General features: G+C 70.1%; 18 protein-coding genes. 5 read left to right on the forward strand and 13 right to left on the reverse strand.

Going from position 1 to position 23518, the window contains the following annotated elements:
- Positions 1 to 30: 30 nt before the first annotated feature.
- Positions 31 to 933 (reverse strand): menaquinone biosynthesis prenyltransferase MqnP, encoded by a 903-nt coding sequence (gene mqnP / locus IEZ13_RS41865; RefSeq protein ID WP_183226006.1) that lies wholly within the window; start codon positions 931 to 933, stop codon positions 31 to 33.
- Positions 921 to 2381, reverse strand: a complete 1461-nt coding sequence (locus tag IEZ13_RS41870) for a menaquinone biosynthesis decarboxylase (RefSeq protein ID WP_183225953.1) — start codon at positions 2379 to 2381, stop codon at positions 921 to 923. Before IEZ13_RS41870 ends, mqnP begins: the two co-directional genes overlap by 13 nt.
- A gap of 76 nt (positions 2382 to 2457) precedes the next feature.
- On the opposite strand from IEZ13_RS41870, the gene IEZ13_RS41875 reads away from it, so the two are divergent.
- Positions 2458 to 3288 (forward strand): hypothetical protein, encoded by an 831-nt coding sequence (locus tag IEZ13_RS41875; RefSeq protein ID WP_229795705.1) that lies wholly within the window; start codon positions 2458 to 2460, stop codon positions 3286 to 3288.
- Between the two features lie 3 nt (positions 3289 to 3291).
- Here IEZ13_RS41875 and ccsB read toward each other — a convergent pair whose 3' ends face one another.
- The 6 genes from ccsB to hemL are packed head-to-tail and all read right to left on the reverse strand — an operon-like array spanning position 3292 to position 9118.
- Positions 3292 to 4215 (reverse strand): c-type cytochrome biogenesis protein CcsB, encoded by a 924-nt coding sequence (ccsB, locus tag IEZ13_RS41880; RefSeq protein WP_183225954.1) that lies wholly within the window; start codon positions 4213 to 4215, stop codon positions 3292 to 3294.
- Positions 4215 to 5807, reverse strand: coding sequence for a cytochrome c biogenesis protein ResB (gene resB, locus IEZ13_RS41885; protein WP_183225955.1), 1593 nt, complete (start codon positions 5805 to 5807; stop codon positions 4215 to 4217). The genes ccsB and resB overlap by 1 nt, the downstream gene beginning before the upstream one ends.
- Entirely contained in the window at positions 5804 to 6559 is a 756-nt protein-coding gene (locus IEZ13_RS41890; protein WP_183225956.1) for a cytochrome c biogenesis CcdA family protein, read from the reverse strand. The genes resB and IEZ13_RS41890 overlap by 4 nt, the downstream gene beginning before the upstream one ends.
- Positions 6559 to 7125, reverse strand: coding sequence for a TlpA family protein disulfide reductase (locus IEZ13_RS41895; RefSeq protein WP_183226008.1), 567 nt, complete (start codon positions 7123 to 7125; stop codon positions 6559 to 6561). Before IEZ13_RS41895 ends, IEZ13_RS41890 begins: the two co-directional genes overlap by 1 nt.
- A complete protein-coding gene (locus IEZ13_RS41900; protein ID WP_183225957.1) occupies positions 7122 to 7778 on the reverse strand; it encodes a histidine phosphatase family protein in 657 nt (218 codons plus the stop codon). The genes IEZ13_RS41895 and IEZ13_RS41900 overlap by 4 nt, the downstream gene beginning before the upstream one ends.
- 2 nt (positions 7779 to 7780) lie before the next feature.
- Positions 7781 to 9118 carry a glutamate-1-semialdehyde 2,1-aminomutase gene (gene hemL, locus IEZ13_RS41905; protein WP_183225958.1) on the reverse strand — a complete coding sequence of 446 codons (1338 nt, stop codon included), beginning with the start codon at positions 9116 to 9118 and terminating at the stop codon, positions 7781 to 7783.
- A gap of 125 nt (positions 9119 to 9243) precedes the next feature.
- Between hemL and IEZ13_RS41910 the strand changes: the two genes are divergently transcribed.
- The gene (locus IEZ13_RS41910; RefSeq protein WP_183225959.1) at positions 9244 to 9570 is read left to right on the forward strand and encodes an STAS domain-containing protein; all 327 of its coding nucleotides are present in this window, start codon (positions 9244 to 9246) and stop codon (positions 9568 to 9570) included.
- A 33-nt stretch (positions 9571 to 9603) separates the two neighbouring features.
- On the opposite strand, the gene IEZ13_RS41915 is transcribed toward IEZ13_RS41910, so the two are convergent.
- From IEZ13_RS41915 to IEZ13_RS41930, 4 genes are all read right to left on the reverse strand, one after another.
- The gene (locus IEZ13_RS41915; protein ID WP_183225960.1) at positions 9604 to 10386 is read right to left on the reverse strand and encodes a hypothetical protein; all 783 of its coding nucleotides are present in this window, start codon (positions 10384 to 10386) and stop codon (positions 9604 to 9606) included.
- A 101-nt stretch (positions 10387 to 10487) separates the two neighbouring features.
- A complete protein-coding gene (locus IEZ13_RS41920; RefSeq protein WP_229795706.1) occupies positions 10488 to 11915 on the reverse strand; it encodes a pectate lyase in 1428 nt (475 codons plus the stop codon).
- A 119-nt stretch (positions 11916 to 12034) separates the two neighbouring features.
- Complete coding sequence (locus IEZ13_RS41925; protein ID WP_183225961.1) at positions 12035 to 12583, reverse strand: response regulator; 549 nt, start codon at positions 12581 to 12583, stop codon at positions 12035 to 12037.
- Positions 12584 to 12612: 29 nt separating this feature from the next.
- The gene (locus IEZ13_RS41930; RefSeq protein WP_183225962.1) at positions 12613 to 17004 is read right to left on the reverse strand and encodes a HAMP domain-containing protein; all 4392 of its coding nucleotides are present in this window, start codon (positions 17002 to 17004) and stop codon (positions 12613 to 12615) included.
- A 111-nt stretch (positions 17005 to 17115) separates the two neighbouring features.
- Here IEZ13_RS41930 and IEZ13_RS41935 point away from each other — a divergent pair, with 111 nt between their 5' ends.
- Positions 17116 to 19152 (forward strand): SpoIIE family protein phosphatase, encoded by a 2037-nt coding sequence (locus IEZ13_RS41935; protein WP_183225963.1) that lies wholly within the window; start codon positions 17116 to 17118, stop codon positions 19150 to 19152.
- A 344-nt stretch (positions 19153 to 19496) separates the two neighbouring features.
- Positions 19497 to 20111, forward strand: coding sequence for a dihydrofolate reductase family protein (locus tag IEZ13_RS41940; RefSeq protein ID WP_183225964.1), 615 nt, complete (start codon positions 19497 to 19499; stop codon positions 20109 to 20111).
- An 83-nt stretch (positions 20112 to 20194) separates the two neighbouring features.
- Here the strand turns inward: IEZ13_RS41940 and IEZ13_RS41945 are convergent, their stop codons facing one another.
- The gene (locus IEZ13_RS41945) at positions 20195 to 21295 is read right to left on the reverse strand and encodes an FAD-binding oxidoreductase (RefSeq protein WP_183225965.1); all 1101 of its coding nucleotides are present in this window, start codon (positions 21293 to 21295) and stop codon (positions 20195 to 20197) included.
- A 106-nt stretch (positions 21296 to 21401) separates the two neighbouring features.
- Between IEZ13_RS41945 and IEZ13_RS41950 the strand changes: the two genes are divergently transcribed.
- On the forward strand, positions 21402 to 23465 hold the full coding sequence (locus IEZ13_RS41950) for a S9 family peptidase (RefSeq protein WP_183225966.1): 2064 nt from the start codon (positions 21402 to 21404) through the stop codon (positions 23463 to 23465).
- Positions 23466 to 23518 lie beyond the last annotated feature (53 nt).

Genomic DNA, 23518 nt, shown 5'->3' on the forward strand with positions numbered 1-23518 from the left:
CGGGTAAGACGGACGCCACCGGCCGATGGGTTACAGCACGTACAGATCGATCAGGGCGAAGAGGAACAGGGCGATGGCGATGAACCCGTTCGCCGTGAAGAACGCCCGGTTGACCTTGGAGAGATCGTTCTCGGTCACCACGACGTGCTGGTAGACCAGGCCGGCGCCGGTGACCAGCAGGCCGGCCCACCAGGCCCAACTGAATCCGGCGAGCTGGCCGAACCAGACGAACAGCGCGAAACAGAGCACGTGGGTGACCGTGGAGATGTGCAGGGCGGTCCGCACACCGAACCGGGCCGGGGTGGAGTGCACGCCGATCTTCCGGTCCACCTCGACGTCCTGGCAGGCGTAGATGATGTCGAAGCCACCGATCCAGAGGCCGACCGCGACACCGAGCACCCAGGCCGGCCACGAGCCGCTGAACGTGCCGGTGATCGCCAGCCAGGCGCCGACCGGGGCGACCGCCTGGGCCAGCGCCAGCACGTAGTGCGGGAAGTTCGTGAACCGCTTGGCGTACGGGTAGATCACCAGCGGGACGACCGCGAGCGGGGAGAGGACCAGGCAGAGCGGGTTCAGCAGGCCGGCCGCGACGACCAGGACGACCAGCGAGATCAGGGCGCCGGTCCAGGCCGTCCGCAGGCTCACGGCTCCGGTGACCAGTTCGCGATTCTGCGTACGCGGATTGAGGGCGTCGATCTTGCGGTCCAGGATGCGGTTGGCCGCCATGGCGAAGGTCCGCCCGGACACCATCGCGATCGTGACCAGCACCAGGTCGAGCCAGTGCCCGGCGACCGTCTCGTCCAGGGATGCGATGGCGACCAGCGACGACAGATAGGCGAACGGCAGCGCGAAGATCGAGTGCTCGATCATGACCAGGCGCAGGAAGGCCTTTATCTTGCCGGGCTTCTCCTCCAGCGACGTCACAGCCCGTATTCCTTCCACCGCTTGTCGACCAGGCTGACCACCTCGGGCGCCATCGTCATCTCCTCCGGCCAGCCGCGGGTGTAACCCTCGGTCGGCAGCTTACGGGTGGCGTCGACACCCGCCTTGCCGCCCCAGAACTGCTGGTAGGAGGAGTGGTCCAGGTGGTCCACCGGGCCCTCGGTGAGCAGCAGGTCGCGGGCGTAGTCGACGTTGCCGAAGGCGCGGAAGGCGACCTCGTTGTAGTCGTGCACGTCGACGTCCTCGTCGACCACCACGATCAGCTTGACCAGCGACAGCAGGTGGGCGCCCCAGATCGCGCTCATCACCTTCTGCGCGTGCTTCGGGTAGCGCTTGCGGATGGAGACGATCAGGCAGTTGTGGAAGACGCCGGAGGCCGGCATGTCGTAGTCGACGATGTCCGGGATCAGGATCTTGGCAAGCGGCAGGAAGATCCGCTCGGTGGCCTTGCCCAGGCCGTGGTCCTCCTGCGGCGGCTTGGACGTGATGATCGAGTGGTAGATCGGCTTCTTCCGCATGGTCATCGTCTCGATGTGCAGCACCGGGAACGGCTCGACCGGGGTGTAGTAGCCGGTGTGGTCGCCGAACGGGCCCTCCGGGAGGCGCTCGCCGGGCTCCAGGTAGCCCTCCAGCACGATCTGCGCCTCGGCCGGCACCTGCAACGGGACGGACACGCAGTCGACCATCTCGATCCGTTCGCCCTGGAGGAAACCGGCGAACAGGTACTCGTCGATGTCGGCCGGCAGGGGGGCGCTCGCCGCGTACGTCACCACGGGGTCGCAACCGATCGCGACCGCGACCGGAAGTCGCTGGCCGAGCCGCTCCGCCACCGCGTGATGCGCGGTCGAGTCCTTGTGGATCTGCCAGTGCATGCCGAGCGTGTTCTTCGAATGCTGCTGGAGCCGGTAGAGGCCGAGGTTGCGCTTGCCGGTCTCCGGGTGCTTGGTGTGGGTCAGCCCGAAGTTGTGGAAGATGCCGCCGTCACCGGGCCACACCTGGAGGCCGGGCAGCCGGTTCAGGTCGACCTCGTCGCCCCGGAGCACGACCTCCTGGCAGGGGGCGGTCTTCACCTTCTTCGGCGGCATCGACTTGAGCTGGAGCACCTTGCCGATGCCCTCGCGGATGCCGGACCAGCCGACCGGCAGCTCCGGCTTGGCGATCGCGCCGATCCGCTCGCCGACCTCGTCGAGCCGGTCGACGCCGAGGGCCATGGCCATCCGCTTCTCGGTGCCGAACAGGTTGATCACCAACGGCATGTCGCCCCGGGTGGGCCGCTCGAAGAGGATCGCCGGACCGCCGGCGCGGACCGTCCGGGTCACGATCTCGCTGATTTCCAGGGTCGGATCCACCGGCACGGTGACCCGCCGCAGCTCACCCGCCTCCTCCAAGGCGGCGATGAAGCTCTGCAGATCGGCATAGGGGAATCCACGCGGCGCCATGGTCCCCAGTCTGGCACCCGGCTCCGTCACTGGAGATCTGGGACTCCCGTTGGAGACTTTCGTGAGGCTCCGGAACGTGACCCGATGGTGTGCGCTGACCGGTGTGGCCGCGGCTCTCGCGGTCGCCGCCCCGGCGATCTCGTCGGCCGACAGACGCCTGCCCGTGTGCGCGCCGGGCCGGGCGCCCACCCGTCCGCCGACCGGTCCGGCGGACGTGGCCAGCCCACGGGCGTGCCGGGCCGGGGCGCCGCTGCCCGAGTCGGACAAGGTTCCGCCGGCCGCGTTCACCCCGAGCGGCTACCACCATCTCGGCGCGGGCACCGGCGGCGAGTGGGGTGGGGTGTCCGGGCGCTTCTCCGTGGTGGACGGGTCGGTACGGCCCCGCACGTACGACTTCGTGGTGGGCCGGTTCATGGCGAAGCGGGACCTCGGTGGGGGCCGGATCTCCTGGCTGGAGGCGGGCTGGGCGGAGACCGGCTGGGCCTCCCCCGGCCGCCAGCAGGTCTACACGTTCAACACGAACACCAACCGGTGGCAGTTCTACGACCAGTACCCGGTTCGGGCCGGCGACCAGGTCTGGCTGGACCTGAACAGTGACCAGAACGGCCTGTGGCGGGCCTGGCTGTGGTGGGACGACCGGTGGAACCTGCTCACCGAGCAGCGGCTGCCGATCGGCCCGGCCGCCTACATCGAGCAGTACGTCGAGGTGCACGTCGACGCGTCCCGCCAGACCAAGATCGACGTGCCCAAGGTGACCGTCGACAACGTGCAGCTGCGCCCGGCCGGCGGCGGGCCGGCCCGGTACTGGCGCGACGACGTCGCGACCGTGACCGGGGCGGCCGCCCGCGGCGGGTTCTGCCTGAACTGGGTGACCCGCTACGACACGTGGACCGCCGGGGACTGCTGACGCCTAGGCGTACGAGTGCAGGCCCTCGAAGAACAGGTTCACGCCGAACAGGTTCATCAGCATCGTCACGAAGCCGATGACGGCGATCCAGGTGGCGGTGGTCCGCTTGACGCTCGGGGTGGCCCGGGCGTGCAGGTAGGCGGCGTAGACGATCCAGGAGATGAAGGCCCACACCTCCTTGGGGTCCCAGCCCCAGTAGCGGCCCCAGGACGCCTCGGCCCACAGCGGCCCGGCGATCAGCGCCCCGAACGTGAACAGCGGGAAGGCGAAGGCGTGCAGACGGAAGGTGAGCCGCTCCAGCGTGCCCGCATCACCGACGCGCTTGCCCAGCGTGTAGGGGAAGCCGCGCTTACCGGTGTCCCACCCGTTCTTGATCAGGAACATGGCGGCCGGGACCACGCCGACCAGGAAGATGCCGGACGAGATGATGATCGTCGAGACGTGGAAGACGTACCAGTACGAGTTCAGCGCCGGGACCAGCGGCCCGACGGGGGTGTAGGCGACCAGCGCGGCCGCGCCCAGCAGCACCACCAGGGTGAGGCTGGCGAACAGACCCAGGTGCCGGACGGCCGGCTTGCGCAGCAGCACACCGGCCCAGACCGCGGAGCCGATCAGCGCGGTGGAGAGGATGTACTCGTACATGTTTCCCCAGGGCATCCGCTCGGCGGCGACGCCCCGGGTGACCGTGGTGGCCAGGTGCAGGGCCAGGGCGATCAGGTTGAGCGCCACCCCGATCCGGCCGACGAGCTCGCCCCGGTCGCGTTCCGGCGCCTTCTCCAATTCGGGAACCGGAGCGCCGGCCCCCACCAGAGCGGCCCGCCCGATGTGGCTGCGCCGGCCGAACGCGTACTCCCCGGCGTAGCAGACCATGGCGGCCAGGTAGGCCAGCACGGTCAGCGCCATAAGTTGATTGGACAGCTCCGCCATCAGGGCGTCCCTTCCTTGATGTGCCGGGTGAGCGCCGCGAACTCATCGCCGAAACCTGGATAGTCGGTACGTGGGAGGCCACCGGCTTCGATCGCGCTGCCGTTCTCGGCGGGCACCACCCGGAACCAAACCCTACGGCGGTGCGTGAACAGCGACAGCATCAACCCGGCCAGCCCCAGCACCGCCCCGATCAGCATGAGGAACTGGGTCGGGTCGTGCCGGATCGAGATCGTGGCGAACCGGCGGATCCCGGCGAACTCGAGGGTGCTGCCGTCGTCGAGGGTCCACTTCTCGCCGGGCCGCAGCACGTACGGCCGCTCGCCACTGATCTTCTTGAGGTCGCCGTCGGCGATCTGCTCACGGTTCAGCGCGTAGACCGAGCTCGGCTTGCCGACGTCCAGTCCCAGGTCGCCGCGGTAGGCCGCGATGTAGAGCACCGGGTTGTCCGCCGCCGGGAACTTCGAGGTCGCGCTGCCGTCGGTGCCGCCGGTCGGCAGGAAGACGCCCTCGAAGCCCATCTGGAGTTTCGGGTCCCGCTCACCGGTGGCCGGATCGAGGTTGACGTCCGGGAACTGGACGACCCCCTCGCTGGTCATGTTGAGGTCGCCGGGCAGGAACGGGACGACCTTGGTCTGCGAGGCGCCGTACCGGTCGGTGTAGCGCAGCACCGGCGCGTAGCCCTGGCCGATCAGGTTGATGTTGGCGCCGTCGAGCCGCAGCGGGTCGTTGACGGTGAACCGGTCCGGGCGGTAGTCGCCGCCGTTCTCGCTCACCTCGACCGTGGCCTCGAACGACTTCGGCACCCCGCTGGACTGGAAGGTGGATTCGAAATCGGTCATCCGCACGCAGAAGTCGGGCAGGTCCGAGGCGTCCACCCGGGGGCCGAGGACCGACTCGTCGAACTGCGTGACAGCGCTGCAGAAACCCTGGTCGGCACCCTCCACCAGGAGGCGGTTCGCGTGCCAGCCGTACCAGTGCCCGAACCCGACGCCGACCAGCACCGCCAGCATGGCGAAGTGGAAGAGCAGGTTGCCGGTCTCCTTGAGATAGCCCTTCTCGGCCGCGACGGTCCAGCCGTCGGACGTCTCCCGCAGCCGGGTCCGCCAGCGCCGCCGGCGCAGCGTCTTCGCGATCTCCGCGGCCACGGCCGCGGGCTCCTCCGGGCGTTCCGCTCCGGGGGCATGCTGCGGCAGCCGGTCCAACCGCTTCGGAGCATCCGGGGGTACGGTCCTGAGCGCCCGGACGTGGTCGCGCAGCCGGGGCAGCACGCACCCGATGAGCGACGTGAAGAGCAGCAGGTAGATCGCCGCGAACCAGGGTGACGCGTAGACGTCGAAGGCGAAGAGCCGGTCGATCGCCGGAGCCAGCTTCGGATGGGCGGCGAAGTACTCGGCGACGTTCTCCCGGCTCACCGAGCGCTGCGGGAAGATCGAGCCCGGGACCGCGGCCACCGCCAGCAGGAAGAGCAGGATCAACGCCGTACGCATGCTGGTGAGCTGGCGCCAGGAGTTGCGCAGCAGGGCCCACAGCGGGTTGCCCCGGCCCGGCGGCGGCGCGCCGGCGGTGGCGGGACGGTCCTCGACGACTGTCACAGCAGCGTCCCCTCACCGACGTTGACGCTGGTCATCAGCCAGGTGAGGAAGTACTCCCACTGGCCGGAGACGAGCGCCACCCCGACCAGGATGAGCAGCACCCCACCGACCCGGGTGACCCATCGGCTGTTGCGGCGGATCGCCTTGAACACGCCGAGCAGCCGGCGGAAGAAGAGCCCGAACAGGATGAACGGGATGCCCAGCCCGAGGCTGAAGGTGATCGCCAGGAGCACCGCGCGGTCGGCCTGCCCGGTCGTGGTGGCCAGCACCATCACGCCGCCCAGGGTCGGGCCGACGCACGGGATCCAGGACAGCGCGAAGATCGCGCCGAAGACCGGGGCGCCCAGCAGCCCGGCGGCCGGCAGCCGGTTGATCCGGGCCTCCCGCTGGAAGCCCGGGATCACGCCGAGATAGCCCAGGCCCAGCACGATGACGAGGATCCCGAGGACGAGGTTCAGCGTGTCCCGGTGGGTGATCATCGTGAAGCTGGCGGTCGTGGCCAGCGTGCCGAGCGTGAAGACGATCGAGAAGCCGAGCACGAAGAGCCCGGTCCCGGCGAGGATCCGGCCCTTCGCCCGGCCGGTGGGCGCCTCCAGATCGGAACCGGCCAACCCGGTGACGTACGAGAGGTAGCCTGGGAGCAGCGGCAACACGCACGGCGAGAGGATGCTCACCAGTCCGGCGATGAGCGCCGCGCCGATCGCGAGCAGCAGCGGCCCGTCCATGACCGCGCCCTTGAAGACCTCACCCATCAGCCGGCCGCCTCCGCCGCGATCCGCTCCACCAGCGGCTGCAACTCACCGTTGGTGGTCGAGCGCCGGATGGCGGCCGCGATCCGGCCCTGCCGGTCCAGGATCAGGGTGCTCGGCACCGCGCTCTGGGTCACGTCGAACTTGAGCCCGACCCGGCCCTCGAAGTCGTACACACTGCCGTAGGTGACCTTGTACCCGCGCTCGAACGCCTTCGCCGAGTCCCGGTCGTCGCGGGTGTTGACGCCGAGGAAGGTGACGTTGGAGTCCTTGGTCGCCTGGTAGGTCTTCTCCAGGTCGTCCGCCTCGGCCCGGCACGGCGCGCACCAGGAGCCCCAGAAGTTGACCACGACCACCTTGCCGCGGTCCGCCGCCAGGTCGTAGGCGGCGCCGTCCAGCAGCTCCCCGGTCACGCCGGAGACCAGCGGCCGCTCCGCCGCGGCGCACTCCACCACCATGTTCGTGGTGGTGCATTTCGTCGCCCAGTTCCCCTCGCCGCCGCAGCCGCTCAGGGCTCCGGCGGCGGTGACCGCGGTGAGGGCGGCGACGGCGAGGCGGCGCACGGTCAGGCTCCCTTGGCTGTCTTGGCCGTCGCGGACATGGCGACCAGGTGTGCGGCGGGCTCCGAGTAGTCGATGCCGACCACCTTGGACCCCTCGAACCGGAACGAGGTCAGGCTGGCCAGACCGCACTCCCGGCGCCTCGGATCGTGCCAGAGGCGCTTGCCCTCGACGTACCGCCGGAGCGTCCAGACGGGCAGCTGGTGCGAGACGCAGACCGCCTCGTGGCCCTCGGCCGCGACCCGGGCAGCCTGGACCGCCGCGAACATCCGCTGCGCGATCACCAGGTACGCCTCGCCCCAGGACGGGGTGATCGGGTCACGCAGCACCCACCAGTGCCGCGGGTTGCTGAACGCGCCGTCGCCGACCGAGACCTTCTTGCCCTCGAAGTAGTTCGCGCTCTCGATCAGCCGCACGTCGGTGGCGATGTCCAGTTTGAACTCGGCGGCGAACGGGGCCGCGGTCTCCTGCGCACGCTCCAGCGGGCTGGACACCACGTGCGTGATGTCCCGGCCGGACAGCACCTCGGCGGCCGCCTTCGCCATCTGGTGGCCCAGCTCGGAGAGGTGGAAGTCGGGCAGGCGCCCGTACAGGATCTTGGTGGGGTTGTAGACCTCGCCGTGCCGCAGCACGTGGACCGTGGTCTTCGTCGGCTCGGTCAAGGTCAGGCTCCCGCTGCCGCTCGGGCCGCGTGCGGTGCCGCCGCGGCGATCGTTTCCAGTGCCAGGTCGTCGATCGCCGTCGACACGAACCACGACTCGAAGGCGCTCGGCGGCAGGTAGACGCCGCGGGCCAGCATGGTGTGGAAGAACGCCTTGAACGCGGCCGCGTCCTGGGTCTTCGCGGAGTCGTAGTCGACGACATCGGCGTCGGTGAAGAAGATCGAGAACATGTTTCCGGCGTACGAGAGCCGGTGCGCGACACCCGCGGCGCCGAGCGCATCGGAGCAGAGCGAGCCGATGGTGCCGGCCAGCTCGTCCAGGCGCTTGTAGGCGGCCGCGTCGGCGAGCCGCAGCGAGGTCAGGCCGGCGGCGCAGGCCAGCGGGTTACCGGAGAGGGTGCCCGCCTGGTAGACCGGACCGGCCGGGGCGAGCCGGGACATGATCTCCCGGCGGCCGCCGAACGCCGCGGCGGGCAGGCCACCGCCCATCACCTTGCCGAAGGTGAACAGGTCGGCGTCGACCGGGTGCAGCCCGGCCCAGCCGCCGGCGGAGACCCGGAAGCCGGTCATCACCTCGTCGATGATGAGCAGCGCGCCGTGCCGGTGGGCGATCTCGGCGAGCTTGCCGTTGAAGTCGTCGCGCGGGGTGACCACGCCCATGTTGCCCGGGGCCGCCTCGGTGATGATCGCGGCGATCTCGGCGCCCTCGGACGCGAACGCCGCTTCGACGGCGGCCACGTCGTTGTACGGCAGCACGATCGTCTCGCTGGCCGCCGCACCGGTGACACCGGGCGAGTCGGGCAGGCCGAGGGTGGCCACGCCGGAGCCGGCCGCGGCCAGCAGCGCGTCCACGTGGCCGTGGTAGCAGCCGGCGAACTTCACGATCTTCGACCGGCCGGTGTAGCCACGGGCCAGCCGGATCGCGGTCATGGTCGCCTCGGTGCCCGAGTTGACCAGCCGCACCTCGTCGATCGGGGTCCGGCGGACGATCTCCTCGGCCAGGTCCACCTCGCCGGCGGTGGGCGTACCGAAACTGGTGCCCAGTGCCGCGGCGCGCTGCACCGCCTCGATGATCTCGGGGTGTGCGTGCCCGTGGATGAGCGGGCCCCAGGAGCAGACCAGGTCGACGTAGCGACGCCCGTCCGCGTCGGTGAGCCACGGGCCGCTGCCCGAGGCCATGAACCGGGGCGTCCCGCCGACCGCGCGGAACGCACGCACAGGTGAATTCACCCCGCCGGGCACGATGGCCTGGGCGCGGTCGAACAGGGCCTGGGAGACCGGGGCATCCTCCGGGTACGGAAGATCCGCGGCGGGATATGTCGTGGTCACAGCGGTCCCCATTCTGTCAGCGGCATGAAACGAGTATTGCGAGAGGGTTGTTCACATCACCGGATGATGTCCTTCGAGCGCACGGCCTGATGGCGCCAGACGGGCCGATATACCCCGAAGAGGATAGGCTGAGCCGCGTGGAGCGTCCCGAGCTGTCCATCACGGTTCAGCGCACCCCGGACGAGGTCGTCATCCAGCTCGCCGGGGAAATCGATGTGCTCACGGTCACCGAGCTGGCCTCCGTCGTCAATGAAGTCCTGGCCGAGCCGCCGGCCCGGATCGTGCTGGACATGGCCGGCGTGACGTTCTGTGACTCCCAGGGCCTCGGCACGCTGGTGGTGCTCAGCCGCAAGGCGCAGCACACACAGGTGGTGCTCGCGCTGGTGAATGTCGGTGACTTCCTGATGCGTGTGCTCGACATCACCGGGCTCCGATCCGCCCTGATGATCAGCAGCAACACCTGACCGGCTGGCTGTGGATAACGCTGTGGACAACCGCTAGCGGAAGTCGCCGCTGACGTTCTCGGCCACGTTCGCACCGGTGGTCGCGGTCGCGGCGTAGGAGTCCCCGTTCGCGTCCCGCCCGCCGGTGGCATGGGTGTACCGCGCGTAGAACGTGTAGGTCCCCGGTTCCAGGGTGTCGCCGGAGGACAGCACGAAGCGGTAGACCGCCGTCCTGGACTCCTCGGTGACGGTGCTGGTCACGCTCGCGCCAGGTACCTGTTGGCTGCCACCGCGGGCGGTGAACCCGTCGGTCTTCGCGATCCGGATCGTCACCTCGAGGGCGGTGAGCCGCTCGCCGGTCGTCACCGTGACCACGCTGCTGGCCTGGGAGTCACCGTCCGGGGCGACCGAGCCGTCCGCCCACAGCGTGCTCTTCGCCGGGGCCACGCCGCTGGTGGCGACCGACGGGCTCGGCGACCGGCTGGGCGGCCGGGACTTCGGGGTGCGGCCGGGGACGGAGCTCGGGTTGCCGGTCGGGCCGATCGCGCTGGAGGCGGCCACACCGCTCGGGGTGGGCCCGGGCGTGACCGTCACCGAGGGGGTGGGCCCGGGAACCGGGTCGCCGTCGCCGGCGACCGCCCACTGCGCGAAGCCGCCGCCGCCGAGCACCGCGGCGACCGCCACGGCCGCTCCGGCGATCGTCCCCCGGGGGCGTTTCGCGACCTGGTTGCGCATGGCGGTCTGGGTGATCCGGTCGAGCATCGCCTCACGGTCCGGCCGGTGCGCCGCCGCCTCGGCGCGCAGTGCCGCGCGCAGCTCAGGTTCGATGAGCGTCATCGCGCCGCCTCCCCACCGTCGATTCGGGCCAGGGCGACATCGGCACCCTTCGGTTCCTCCGGCCGTGGCCGCCGGGCAGAGCCTCCCGGCGGCCACGACGATCACTTGAAGGTGATGTCGGACTCGTTGTAGAGGCAGTTGACGCCGTCGGCGCCGGTGCCGATCTTGGTCGGTTCCTTGCCGGAGCTGTTGCCGGTGAACTTGACGCAGATGTCCAGGCTCTTCTTGCCGACCACGGTGACCTTGGAGATCGTGGCGGTGTCGCCGTAGTTGGTGTTGATGCCGACCAGGCTGCCGGCCGGGGCGGTGGCGACCACGTTCTGCACCACGACGGCGCGCTTGTGCTGCGTCGAGCAGTTGCCGCACGACCGGTACAGCTTGCCGAAGTCCTCGACCTGGAAGTTCTTGATGGTCAGCGTGCCGCCGCCGTTGTGCTGGAAGACCTTGTCGTCCGCACCCTTGGCGCCGCCACCGTCCACGGTGTAGGTGGCCGAGGTGCCGCCCTTGAAAGTGGCCGCGTCCTCACCGACGTTCTCCCACCACACGTTGATCAGCGTGCAGGAGCCGGAGCAGTGGATGCCGTCGGCGGCCGGGGCGCCGAGGATGACGTTCTTCAGCACCGCGCCGTCGGCCAGCTTGAAGATCGGGTCCTGCGACTCGTCCTGGGAGTCGCTGCCCAGGTCGCCGCTGCCGAAGTAGCGGACGTTGCCGCCGTCGAGCGTGCCGGACACGGCGATGGTCGCGGTGACCGCCTTCTCGCCGGTCGCGGACGGCCACGCGGCGCTCGTGCTGGTGGCGGTGGCGGTCGGGGTGGCCGTAGCGGTCTTGGTGGCGGTCGGGGTGGCCGTAGCGGTCTTGGTGGCGGTCGGCGACGCGGTCGCCGAGGAGGTCGCGCCGGCGCCGAGGGCGGCCACCGAGACGTCGTCGAACTCGGCCGAGGCGTAGCTGGTGACCAGGCCGATCCGGCCGGCGCCGGCGAGCGAACCGGCGCCGGAGGCGACCTTGGCGCCGTCCAGGTAGCCGGTGACGGTGCTGCCGGAGACGTCCACCTTGAGGGTGTGCCACGCGGCCGGGTCGCTCACCACGGCCGAGCCGAGGCTGGTGATCGTGCTGCCCTTGACCGCCTGGAGCTCGGCCCTGCCGGCCGAGGTCAGGGCGAGCCGGTACATGGTGGAGGAGCCGCTGGCCCGGGCCGCGACACCGGCCAGGCCCCTGCTCAGGTCAAGCCCTTTGACCTTGGCCTCGACCGAGTAGTTGGTCCAGGAGGTCTCACCGGCGAAGACCCGGGCGAGCTCGCTGTCGGCCTTGGCCTGCTTGTAGACCTTGGAGCCGTCGGAGACCACGGACCAGGTGCCGCCGGACTTGGACCAGTTGCCCGCGCCGCTCTCGAAGTCGTCGCTGAACAGGGTGCCGGCCGAGGCGGACGGGACGAGGACGGCGACCAGCGCGGTGACGGCGCCGGCCGCACCGGCCGCGCCGAGGCCCATGACCAGACGACGGCGACGCCGGCTCGGGGTCGCGCTAGGCATTGCGTGCCGCATGTTGCTCCTACTCACGGGAAGAGATGATCAAAGTGATCACGCCCCGGTAGTGGTGCGGCTGCCCAGCAAAGTTGTTCTTTGTGACCCAGGTCACATCAGGCCCGGGTTCAGTCTCCCCAGCGGGCCTTTTCCAGCAGGTCGAGCGCTTCGGCGGCGGCCTGCTCGCCACCGGCACGCAGCACCCGGGCGGCCTCGTCGACCGTCCCGGTCAGGCGGTGCCACTGCGCCTCCCGCTCCTTCGACGCCTCGGCCTGCGCCTTGAGCTGCTGGTTCTTCACCCACAGCTCGACGAAGATGGAGACCTTGGCGCGGAGCACCCACGGGTCGAACGGCTTGGTGAGGTAGTCGACGGCGCCCACGGCATAGCCCCGGAGGGCGAGCTGGGCGTCCCGGTCGGCCGCGGTGAGGAACAGGATCGGCACGTGCCGGGTCCGCTCACGGCGCTTGATGTGGCTGGCCGTCTCGAACCCGTCCATGTTCGGCATGTGCGCGTCCAGCAGGATCACCGCGAAATCGTCGGTGAGCAGCTGTTTGAGCGCGGCCTCCCCGCTCTCCACGGCCACCGCCGTGACAGGCAGGCCCTGGAGGATCGCCTCCAGAGCCAGCAGGTTGTCCCGCCGGTCATCGACCAGCAGCGCCTTGGCGCGCTCACCCACGCTTGATCACCCCACCCAGGTCGTGCCTCTCAGCCGTGGTCCGGCTCGGTCGTGCCGTGGTCTACCCAGCGGGCCATCAGCTCGATGAGCTCGTCCAGGTCCACCGGTTTGGTGATGTAGTCACTCGCCCCGGCGGCGAGGGCCGACTCCCGGTCCCCGGGCATCGCCTTCGCTGTCAGGAAGACTACCGGTAGGTCCCGGAAACGCTGATTGCGCCGGATTCCCCGGGTCGTCTCATAACCGTCCTGGTCCGGCATCATGGCGTCCATCAGCACGATGTCCACCTCTGGATGTTCGGCCAGGATCCGCACGCCGTCCACCCCGTTGTCCGAATAGAGGACATGCAGGCCCTGCATCTCCAGGGCGCTGGTCAGGGCGAAGACGTTGCGCACGTCGTCGTCGATGATCAGTACGGTGACGCCCTCCAGCTTCCGGCCGGCCGGGGTCACCACGGGCTTCTCCTCGACCCGCGGCGGCATCTCCATCAGCGGCATGTCCAGCGACGCGGCCGGGCGCACCGAGATCGCCTTGGCCGGCACCGACGGCAGCGCCGGCATCGGGATCACGTCCGGCACCAGCGCCTCGGGCATGTAGAGGGTGAACGTCGACCCCGCACCCGGCTCCGAGGACACCGTGATGGTGCCGCCGAGCAGCGCCGCGAACTCCCGGCTGATCGACAGGCCCAGGCCGGTGCCGCCGTACTTGCGGGTGGTGGTGCCGTCGGCCTGCTGGAACGGCTCGAAGATGATCGCCAGTTTCTCGTCCGAGATGCCGATGCCGGTGTCGGACACCGCGAACGCGACCACCTGCCGGGCCGCGTGCAGCGACGCCGGCGCCTCGACGTCGGAATCGAGCACGGCCGAGAAGATGCTCAGCGTGACCGAGCCGTTGTCGGTGAACTTCACCGCGTTCGACAGCAGGTTGCGCAGGATCTGCTGGAGCCGCTGCGGGTCGGTGACGATCGACTCGGGCAGCTCGGGCGCCACCGCCACCCGGAACTCCAGGCCCTTGTCCTCCGCCTGCGGGGAGAACGCCTGCTCGACGTAGCTGCGGATGCCGTCGAAGTCGACCACGTCCGGTTCCACGTCCATCCGGCCGGCCTCGATCTTCGACAGGTCCAGGATGTCGTCGATCAGCGACAGCAGGTCGGAGCCGGCGCTGTGGATGGTCTTGGCGAACTCGATCTGCTTGCCGGACAGGTTCTGCTCGGTGTTGTCGGCCAGCAGCCGGGCCAGCAGCAACAGCGAGTTCAGCGGGGTCCGCAGCTCGTGACTCATGTTGGCCAGGAACTCGGACTTGTACGTGTTCGCCCGGGACAGCTGCTGCGCCTTCTCCTCCAGGCCGAGCCGGGCCAGCTCGATCTCCCGGTTCTTCAGCTCGATGTTCGCCTTCTGCTCACTGAGCAGCTTCGCCTTGTCCTCCAGCTCGGCGTTGGTGCGCTGGAGCTCGGCCGACTGGTCCTGCATCTCCCGGGCCAGCCGCTGCGACTGGGCGAGCAGCTCCTCCGTACGCCGGTTGGCCTGAATGGTGTTGAGAGCGACCCCGATCGTGGCGACCAGCCGCTCCAGGAACGTCAGATGCAGCCCGTTGAAGGCCGCCACCGACGCGAACTCGATCACGCCGAGCATCTCGCCCTCGAACAGGACCGGCAGCACCACCAGGTCGTTCGGCGGCATGGCGAGCAGGCCGGAGCGCATGGTGAGTATGCCGTCGTGGGTGGCCCGCACCCGGATCGTGCGGCGCGACACCGCGGCCTGGCCGACCAGTCCCTCGCCCGGACCGAAGATCACCTCGTGGTCGCGGGCGACGTAGCCATACGCCGCGGCCAGCCGCAGCCGGGTCGTCGCCTCCTCGTTGTCGACCAGGAAGAACGCGCCGAGCTGCGCGTCCACCAGCGGCGTCACCTCGGTCATGATCATGCGGCAGACCTCGCCGACGTCCCGCTGGCCCTGGAGCAGGCCACCGATCCGGGCCAGGTTCGAGTCGAGCCAGCCCTGCTCCGCGTTCGTCTTCGTGGTGTCGCGGAGCGTCACGATCATCTGGTTGATGTTGTCCTTGAGCTCCGCCACCTCGCCCTGTGCCTCGACCGCGACGCTCTGGGTCAGGTCACCGCGGGTCACGGCGGTGGACACCTCGGCGATGGCGCGCAGCTGGATGGTGAGGGTGGAGGCGAGCTGGTTCACGTTGTCGGTGAGGTCCCGCCACGTACCGGAGACGCCCTTGACCTGGGCCTGACCGCCGAGCTTGCCCTCCGAACCCACCTCGCGGGCCACCCGGGTCACCTCGTCGGCGAACGACGACAACTGGTCCACCATCGTGTTCACGGTGTTCTTCAGCTCGAGGATCTCGCCGCGCGCGTCGACCGTGATCTTCTGGCCCAGGTCACCGTTGGCGACCGCGGTGGAGACCTGGGCGATGTTACGGACCTGGCTGGTCAGGTTGGACGCCATGTAGTTGACGTTGTCGGTCAGATCCCGCCAGGTGCCGGCCACGCCGCGCACCTGCGCCTGGCCACCGAGCTTGCCCTCCGAGCCGACCTCGCGGGCCACCCGCGTGACCTCGTCGGCGAAGGAGGAGAGCTGGTCGACCATGGTGTTCACGGTGTTCTTCAGCTCGAGGATCTCGCCCTGCGCGTCGACCGTGATCTTCTGCGACAGGTCACCCTTCGCGACGGCCGTGGTGACCGACGCGATGTTCCGCACCTGGCTCGTCAGGTTCGACGCCATCGAGTTCACGTTGTCGGTCAGGTCCCGCCACGTGCCGGCCACGCCACGCACCTGCGCCTGACCACCGAGCTTGCCCTCCGAACCCACCTCACGGGCCACCCGCGTGACCTCGTCGGCGAACGACGACAACTGGTCCACCATCGTGTTCACGGTGGACTTGAGCTCCAGGATCTCGCCGCGCGCGTCGACCGTGATCTTCTGCGACAGGTCACCCTTCGCGACGGCCGTGGTAACCGACGCGATGTTCCGCACCTGGCTCGTCAGGTTCGACGCCATGTAGTTGACGTTGTCGGTGAGGTCGCGCCACGTACCGGAAATGCCTTTGACCTGGGCTTGTCCGCCGAGCTTGCCCTCCGAGCCGACCTCGCGGGCGACACGCGTGACCTCGTCGGCAAAGGAGGAGAGCTGGTCGACCATGGTGTTCACGGTGTTCTTCAGCTCGAGGATCTCGCCGCGCGCGTCGACCGTGATCTTCTGCGACAGGTCACCCTTGGCGACGGCCGTGGAGACCTGGGAGATGTTGCGGACCTGGGCGGTGAGGTTGGCGGCCAGCTGGTTCACGTTCTCGGTGAGGTCGCGCCAGGTGCCGGAGACGCCACGGACCTGGGCCTGACCACCGAGCCGGCCCTCGGTGCCCACCTCGCGGGCCACCCGGGTCACCTCGTCGGCGAACGACGACAGCTGGTCCACCATGGTGTTCACGGTGTCCTTGAGCTCCAGGATCTCGCCCTGCGCGGCCACCGTGATCTTCTGCGACAGGTCACCCTTCGCGACGGCCGTGGAGACCTGGGCGATGTTACGGACCTGGCTGGTCAGGTTGGACGCCATCGAGTTCACCGAGTCGGTGAGGTCCTTCCAGGTGCCCGCCACGTTCGGCACGTCGGCCTGGCCGCCCAGCTTGCCCTCGGTGCCCACCTCGCGGGCCACCCTCGTGACCTGCTCGGCGAAGAGCCGCAGGGTGTCGGTCAGCCCGTTCATGGTGTCGGACAGCTCGGCCACCTCGCCGCGCGCCGAAACGGTGATCTTCTGCGACAGGTCGCCGCGGGCCACCGCGGTCGCCACCTGGGAGATCGACCGCACCTGGTGGGTCAGGTTGGACGCCATGGTGTTCACCGAGTCGGTGAGGTCCTTCCAGGTGCCGGCCACGCCCCGGACGTCGGCCTGACCGCCCAGCTCGCCCTCGGTGCCCACCTCGCGGGCCACCCGGGTCACCTCGTCGGCGAACGACGAAAGCTGGTCGACCATCGTGTTCACCGTCCGGCCGATCCGCAGGAACTCGCCCCGCAGCGGCCGCCCGTCCATCTCCAGGGCCATGTGCTGGGACAGGTCGCCCTCGGCCACCGCCACGATGACCCGGGAGATCTCGGTGGTCGGCCGGGCCAGGTCGTCGATCAGCGAGTTCACCGAGCGGACACTGTCCGCCCAGGAGCCGTCCAGGCCCTCCTCGTCGAGACGCTCGGTGAGCCGGCCGTCACGCCCGACGATCCGGCTTATCCGGCGCAGGTCCAGGTTCTGCCGCTCCTGGAGGGAGACCACCTCGTTGAAGGCCTCCGCCACCGCCCCGGCCATGCCACCGCGCCGGGGCAGCCGCACCTTGAGATCGCCACGTCGCACACGGCGCAGCGCATCGGCGAGTTCACCGAGTAGAACGGTCTCGTCGGGCACGCCGACGCTGGCCTCTTTCGCCGCAGTCATGCTGTCCTCACTCGCTGTCTACCGCCGGGGGTCCCTATCCTCTCTCGCCCTACCGGGTCAATGCGAGAGACGACTTTGTGCATACACCCGTCCACGGGAGAGGATGCATGGGTGCCAGCCGAGGTCGGAACCAGGACGAGCATCCCTACCGGTGCCCCGTCCGAGGCTCTGGTGCGCCGGACCAGGTTGCCCAACGACCGTCGTACCCCGGCGGCGGCGCGCGCACTCGTCCGTTCGGTGCTCGAGGAGACCGGTCTGGTCGGCCTGCTCAACGAGGCTCTGCTGCTGACCACCGAGCTGTCCACCAACGCCGTGGTGCACGCCAACACGGAGCTGGAGATCGAGGTGACCGCCGACCCGGGCGGGCTCACCGTGACCGTCACCGACTTCGCCCCCGGCCCGGTCGAGCAGCTCGCCGTCGGCCCGCGCAACGAGTCGGCGGAGATCGGCGAGGTCGCCGAGCGGGGCCGCGGCCTGCTCCTGGTCGACCATTTCGCCAGCCGCTGGGGCACCGTGCACGAGGGCGACGGCAAGGGCGTCTGGTTCCGGCTCGACCAGCGCGACGACGCCGGCGTCCCGGTCCGCCTGCCCAGCGCCGCCGAGACACCCAGCCTGGGCGCGCTCACCGGCCTGCTGCGCAGCGGCTCCGACCGGCACTCCGAGGAGGGGCTCGCCGACCTCGCGGCCGACCTGCTGTCTCGGCTGGCCCGGCTGACCGGCGCGGCCGGCGGGGTGGTGCGCCTGGACCGGGGCGACGGGATGGGCCGTCAGCTGCTGGCCCGGTACGGCCGGGCCCCCCGGGACAACGCCGACACCATCCGGGTGCCGTTGACCGTGCAGCGGCCGTACTCGGGAGAGCTGGAGCTGGACGCGGCCCCCGAGGGGTACGCGCTGGCACTGGGCGCCATGGTCGCCGAGCGGTTCTCCCTGCACCTGGAGAACGACCGCCTGCGCCGCGCCGACATCCGCCGGCAGACCTGGATCACCTTCCTGGCCGAGGCCAGCGAACTGCTCGCCCAGTCCCTCGACGTGAACCTGACGATGGCCCTCATCCCGCAGTTGGTGGTGCCCCGGCTGGGCCAGTGGTGCGCGGTGCACACCACCGACGCGTGGGGCCGGCTGCAACTGGCCGCCGCCACCCACGCCGACGAGTCGGCGCTGGCCGAGCTGCACACCACGCTGGCCGACACCGGCCCGGAGTCGCTGCTGGCCCGGCTGGAGGAGGCGTCCCGGCTGGGCACCCAGGTGATGTTCGGCTCGCCGCTGGAGGGTTACGCGCTGCCGCTGGTCGCCCGAGGCGCCCGGCTCGGCACGCTGGCGGTCGGGCGGCACCCGAAACACCGGCACGACGCCGACGAGGTGGCCGTCCTGGAGGACGTCGCCCGGCGGGCCGCGCTGGCCATAGACAACGCCCGGATCCACGACGAACGGCGTACGGTCGCGCGCACCCTCCAGGCCTCGCTGCTGCCGCCGGCGCTGCCCCGGGTGGAGGGCATCGGCTTCGCCGCGGAGTACGTTCCGACCGGCTCCGAGGTGGGCGGCGACTTCTACGACGTGGTCCCGTTCGGCGCCGACCAGTGGCTCGTGGTGGTCGGCGACGTGTCCGGCAAGGGCGTCCAGGCGGCCACCGTGACCGGCCTGGTCCGGGACGTGATCCGGATCCTCGTCGACGACGGCAAGGCGCTCACCGAGATCCTGCACCGGGTCAACCGCACACTGGTGCAGCGCGGCGGCGGGCGGTACTGCACGCTCGCCATGGCCTCGGTCACCCGGCAGCCGGGCGACGTCCTCAGCGTCTGCCTGCACCTGGCCGGGCACGACCGGGCCGTGCTGGTCCGCGCGGACGGCCGGACCGCCTTCGTCGGCGAGGGCGGGACCGCACTGGGCCTGCTGGAGACGATCACCTCGCCCGACGTGTCGATCACGCTGGGCTCCGGCGACTCGCTGATCTTCTACACCGACGGGGTCACCGAGCGGCGCCGCGGCCGGGAGCTCTTCGGCTCGAGCCGGCTGCGTGAGTCGGCCGCCCCGCTGGCCGGGTATCCGGCCGACGTGATGGCGGCCCGGCTGCGGTCCACGACGATCAACTTCTCGGTCGAAGAGCCGCGCGACGACATCGCCATCCTGGTGCTGCGCAACGACGCCTGATTCCTGTCGTACCCCGGTGGCAGGGTCGGCGCCATGAAGACGCAGTACTGCACCGCCACCACGATCGACGGTCACCTCGCCGACGCGCGGACGGCATGAGATCCGAGATGTGAGAGTCGGTCCCACCCGGTCCTGCGTTGGAGTACGGTGTGGGACCCCGCGGCGTGCTTTCCCGCAGGCCGTGGCGCCGGGCCGGTGACGGTGGCGGGCTGGGTGCGGCAACGCCCGACCCGCCACCGGCACCCCGCCTCGCCCTTCCGGAACCCCGCACACTCACCACGGCGCCTTCCGCGGCCTAGCCGATCCGCCCTTTTTGTCGCCGGAGCCGTGGCATGGTGATGGTCATGGCGAAGACGCAGTACTACACCGCCACCAGCATTGACGGCTATATCGCCGACGAGAACAACTCGCTGGAGTGGCTCTTCGAGGTCGACGAGGGCACCGAGAACCCGTTCGGCGAGTTCTTCGAGGGTGTCGGTGCGTTCGCCATGGGCGCGACCACCTACGAGTGGATCCTGGAGCACGACAACCTGGTCGAGGAGCCGGAGAACTGGCACGACATGTACGGCGACGTCCCGTGCTGGGTCTTCACCCACCGCGACCTGCCGCTGGTGCCGGACGCCAACATCTTCATGATCAGTGGCGACGTCCGCCGCGTGCACGAGGCCATGATGGTCGCAGCCCAGGGCCGGAACGTCTGGCTGGCCGGCGGCGGCAACCTGGTGGGACAGTTCGTCGCCGAGGGCCTGCTCGACGAGATCATCCTCGGGATCGTGCCGGCCATCCTCGGCAACGGCGTCCCGATGCTGCGCCACCGCCTGCTGGTCAACGACCTGGTCCTCACCAACATTCGCGAGGTCGGCCAGTTCGCCTACCTCACCTATGCCGTCGGCGACGTCGCCCGGCTGGGCCGCCACCTGGCCGCCGAGGCGATCACCCGGATCCCCGTCCTCCACTGACGCCCGCGCTTCGCGCAGCTCCGATCTTGGACGTTTCGCCACCGCCCGCGGTGGCGAATCGTCCAAGATCGGCATAAGGGTCGTCAGAGGAGGTCCGCTGGGCGGGCCATCTCCATCTGGGCGGCCAGCTCGGGTGGCGCGGTCAGCACCACGACGCGGCCACCCCGGCCCAGCAGCACCTGTTTGAGGCCGACCACCACATCACCGATCCGGGCCGCGCTCAGCCCGCGGGGCAGCACGGCGTGGACCACCCCGGCGCCCGCTGAGCCGCGGACCGGGACGGGCAGGCCGACCACGTCACGCAGCGTGTAGCCCACCGAGTGCAGGTCGCGGGACCGCACCCGGATCCGCAGCACCACATCGGAGACGCCGAACGAATACCGGCCCCACCACGGCGGTGGCTCCGCCCGGATCACCGCCCGCGGGCCGAGCTGCCGGGCCAGCCGCCCGGCGCCGGTGGCGACCCCGGTGGTTGGGCCCTCCAGCAGCAGCGCGAGCGTGCCCGCGCCGGCGGCCGGCAGGTCCACCTCGACCCCGCTCAGCGCGAGATCCTGCGTCACCACCTGCGCGACCAGCTCACCGACCTCGGTCGGCGTCGACACCGGACGGGTCACCCAGCGCCGGGCCTCGGGCAGATCCTCCAGCGGCAGCAGCGCCGCGGTGAGCACCTCGCCGGACGGCCCCTCCCACTCGGCCGTCTCGGCGAACCGCCCGGCCGGATCCACCAGGCTCACGCTCAGCGCCTGCCCGGCCGGCGCGCCGAACCGGTGCCGCAGCGGGCCCGACTCGTTCGTGGCCAGCACGCCGCCGATCGTGGCGCCGGGCGACGGCGGGTCGAGGGTGAGCCGGCGGCCGTGCGACCGGAGCACGGCCTGCGCCACCTCGACCGGGGTGCCGGCCGCCACGATCGCGGTGGCGCCGTCGTGATCCCACATCCCGTTGAGACGGCCGGTGTCGATGACGAGATCGGGGTGCTCCCCACCCGTACCCCAATGGAATTTGCTCCCGGAACCGCGCGGCCGGACGCTGAGCCCGCGCTCGACGGCGATGTGGAGAAGCTCGGCGACCGCGCGTGGGGTGGCCGGGGAGGCGACGAAGCCGGCGCCGGAGTCGTCCGGCCGGCCGGCGCGGGCAGCACCGGGACCGCAGATCGCCACGAGCTCGGCGAGTATGGAACCGCTCACCCCGATGCCTCCCCACAACGAAGATCGTCCACTCTGGCACATCGTACACATGTTCGAATGGACGAGGTCCGTGTGTGTACGAAATCCGGCCGGTAACGTGTTTCCGGTGACGATTGAAGGTCCACCCACCGCCCGCCAGGTCCCGTCCGAGCGCACCTTCCACGGCGACACGGTCACCGACGAGTTCGCCTGGCTGACGGCCAAGGACGCCCCGGAGACCGTGGCCCTGCTGGAGGCGGAGAACGCCTGGACCGACCAGGCGACGGCGCACCTGGAGGACCTGCGCGGCACCGTCTTCCAGGAGATCCGGTCGCGCACCCAGGAGACCGACCTCTCGGTGCCGACCCGCAAGGGCGGTTTCTGGTATTACACGCGGACTCTCGAGGGCAAGCAGTACGGCATCCACTGCCGGATGCCGGTGCGCCCCGGCGAGACCGGTCCACCGGCCGGTGAGGACCGTCCCGGCGAGCAGGTTCTGCTGGACGGCAACGAGCTGGCCGAGGGGAAGGACTTCTTCGCGCTCGGCACGTACGACGTCAGCCCCGACGGGACGTGGCTGGCCTACTCCACCGACTTCGCCGGTGACGAGCGGTTCACGCTGCGGGTGAAAAACCTGAGGACCGGCGAGGTGCTGGCCGACGAGATCACCGACGCGTTCTACGGCAGCGCCTGGTCGGCGGACGGCGGCGAGCTGTTCTACATCACCGTCGACGAGGCCTGGCGGCCGAACCGGGTGTGGCGGCACACCATCGGCACGACCGAGGACACCCTGGTCTTCGAGGAGACGGACGAGCGGTTCTGGGTCGGCGTCGAGCTGACCCGCAGCGAGAACTTCATCGTCATCGACACCCAGAGCAAAATCACTTCAGAGGTACGGGTGATCCCGGCCGACCGCCCGACCGCCGAACCGGTCGTGATCGCCGAGCGGCGGCAGGGCGTGGAGTACTCGATCGAGCACCACGGCCACCGGTTCCTGATCCTGCACAATCACGAGGCCGAGGACTTCGCACTGGCCAGCACCTCGGTGGACAACCCGGGCGAGTGGGTGGAGCTGATCCCGCACCAGCCCGGCACCCGGCTGGAGTCGGTGGACGCGTTCACCCGGCACATCGTCATCTCGCTGCGCCGCGACGGGCTGACCGGCCTGCGGGTGATCGCGGACGGCAGCACCGCGGCGTACGACATGGAGTTCCCCGAGCCGCTGTACAGCGTGGGCCTGTCCGGCAACCCGGAGTACGACACGTCGTCGGTGCGGATCTCGTACACCTCGCTGGTCACCCCCGAGTCGGTGTACGACGTCGACCTGGTCACCCGGGCCATGACGCTGCTCAAGCGGAAGCCGGTGCTGGGCGGTTACGACCCGGCCGACTACGAGCAGTTCCGGGAGTGGGCGACGGCCGCCGACGGCACCCGCGTCCCCATCTCGATCGTGGCCCGCAAGGGGACCGAGCGGGACGGATCGGCGCCCACGCTGCTCTACGGCTACGGATCGTACGAGCACTCGATCGACCCGTACTTCTCCATTCCCCGCCTGTCCCTGCTGGACCGCGGGGTGGTCTTCGCGATCGCCCACGTGCGCGGTGGCGGCGAGATGGGCCGGCAGTGGTATGAGCAGGGCAAGATGCTCGCCAAGAAGAACACCTTCACCGACTTCGTGGCGGCCGCCGAGGCCCTGGTCCGCAGCCGGTGGACGACATCGGCCCGGCTGGTGGCCCGCGGCGGCTCGGCCGGCGGCCTGCTGATGGGCGCGGTCGCCAACCTGGCCCCGGAGGCGTTCGCCGGAATCCTGGCCGAGGTGCCGTTCGTGGACCCACTCACCACGATCCTCGACCCGTCGCTGCCGCTCACCGTCACCGAGTGGGAGGAGTGGGGCAACCCGCTCGAATCGGCTGAGGTGTATGCGTACATGAAGTCCTACAGCCCGTATGAGAACGTCATCAAGCAGTCGTACCCCCGGATCCTGGCGGTGACCAGCCTCAACGACACCCGCGTGCTGTACCACGAGCCGGCCAAGTGGGTCTCCCGGCTGCGCTCGGTCGCTCCCGAGGGCGACTACCTGCTCAAGACCGAGATGGGCGCCGGCCACGCCGGCCCGAGCGGCCGCTACGACTCCTGGAAGGAGGAGGCCTTCAACCTGGCCTGGATCCTCGACGTGGTCGGCGCGGCCTGACATCCATTCAGGGGTACGGGCGCGCCCGTACCCCTGAATTCTGGACGGCGCCC

Source organism: Actinoplanes campanulatus, from assembly GCF_014647795.1.
Classification (GTDB): Bacteria; Actinomycetota; Actinomycetes; order Mycobacteriales; family Micromonosporaceae; genus Actinoplanes; species Actinoplanes campanulatus.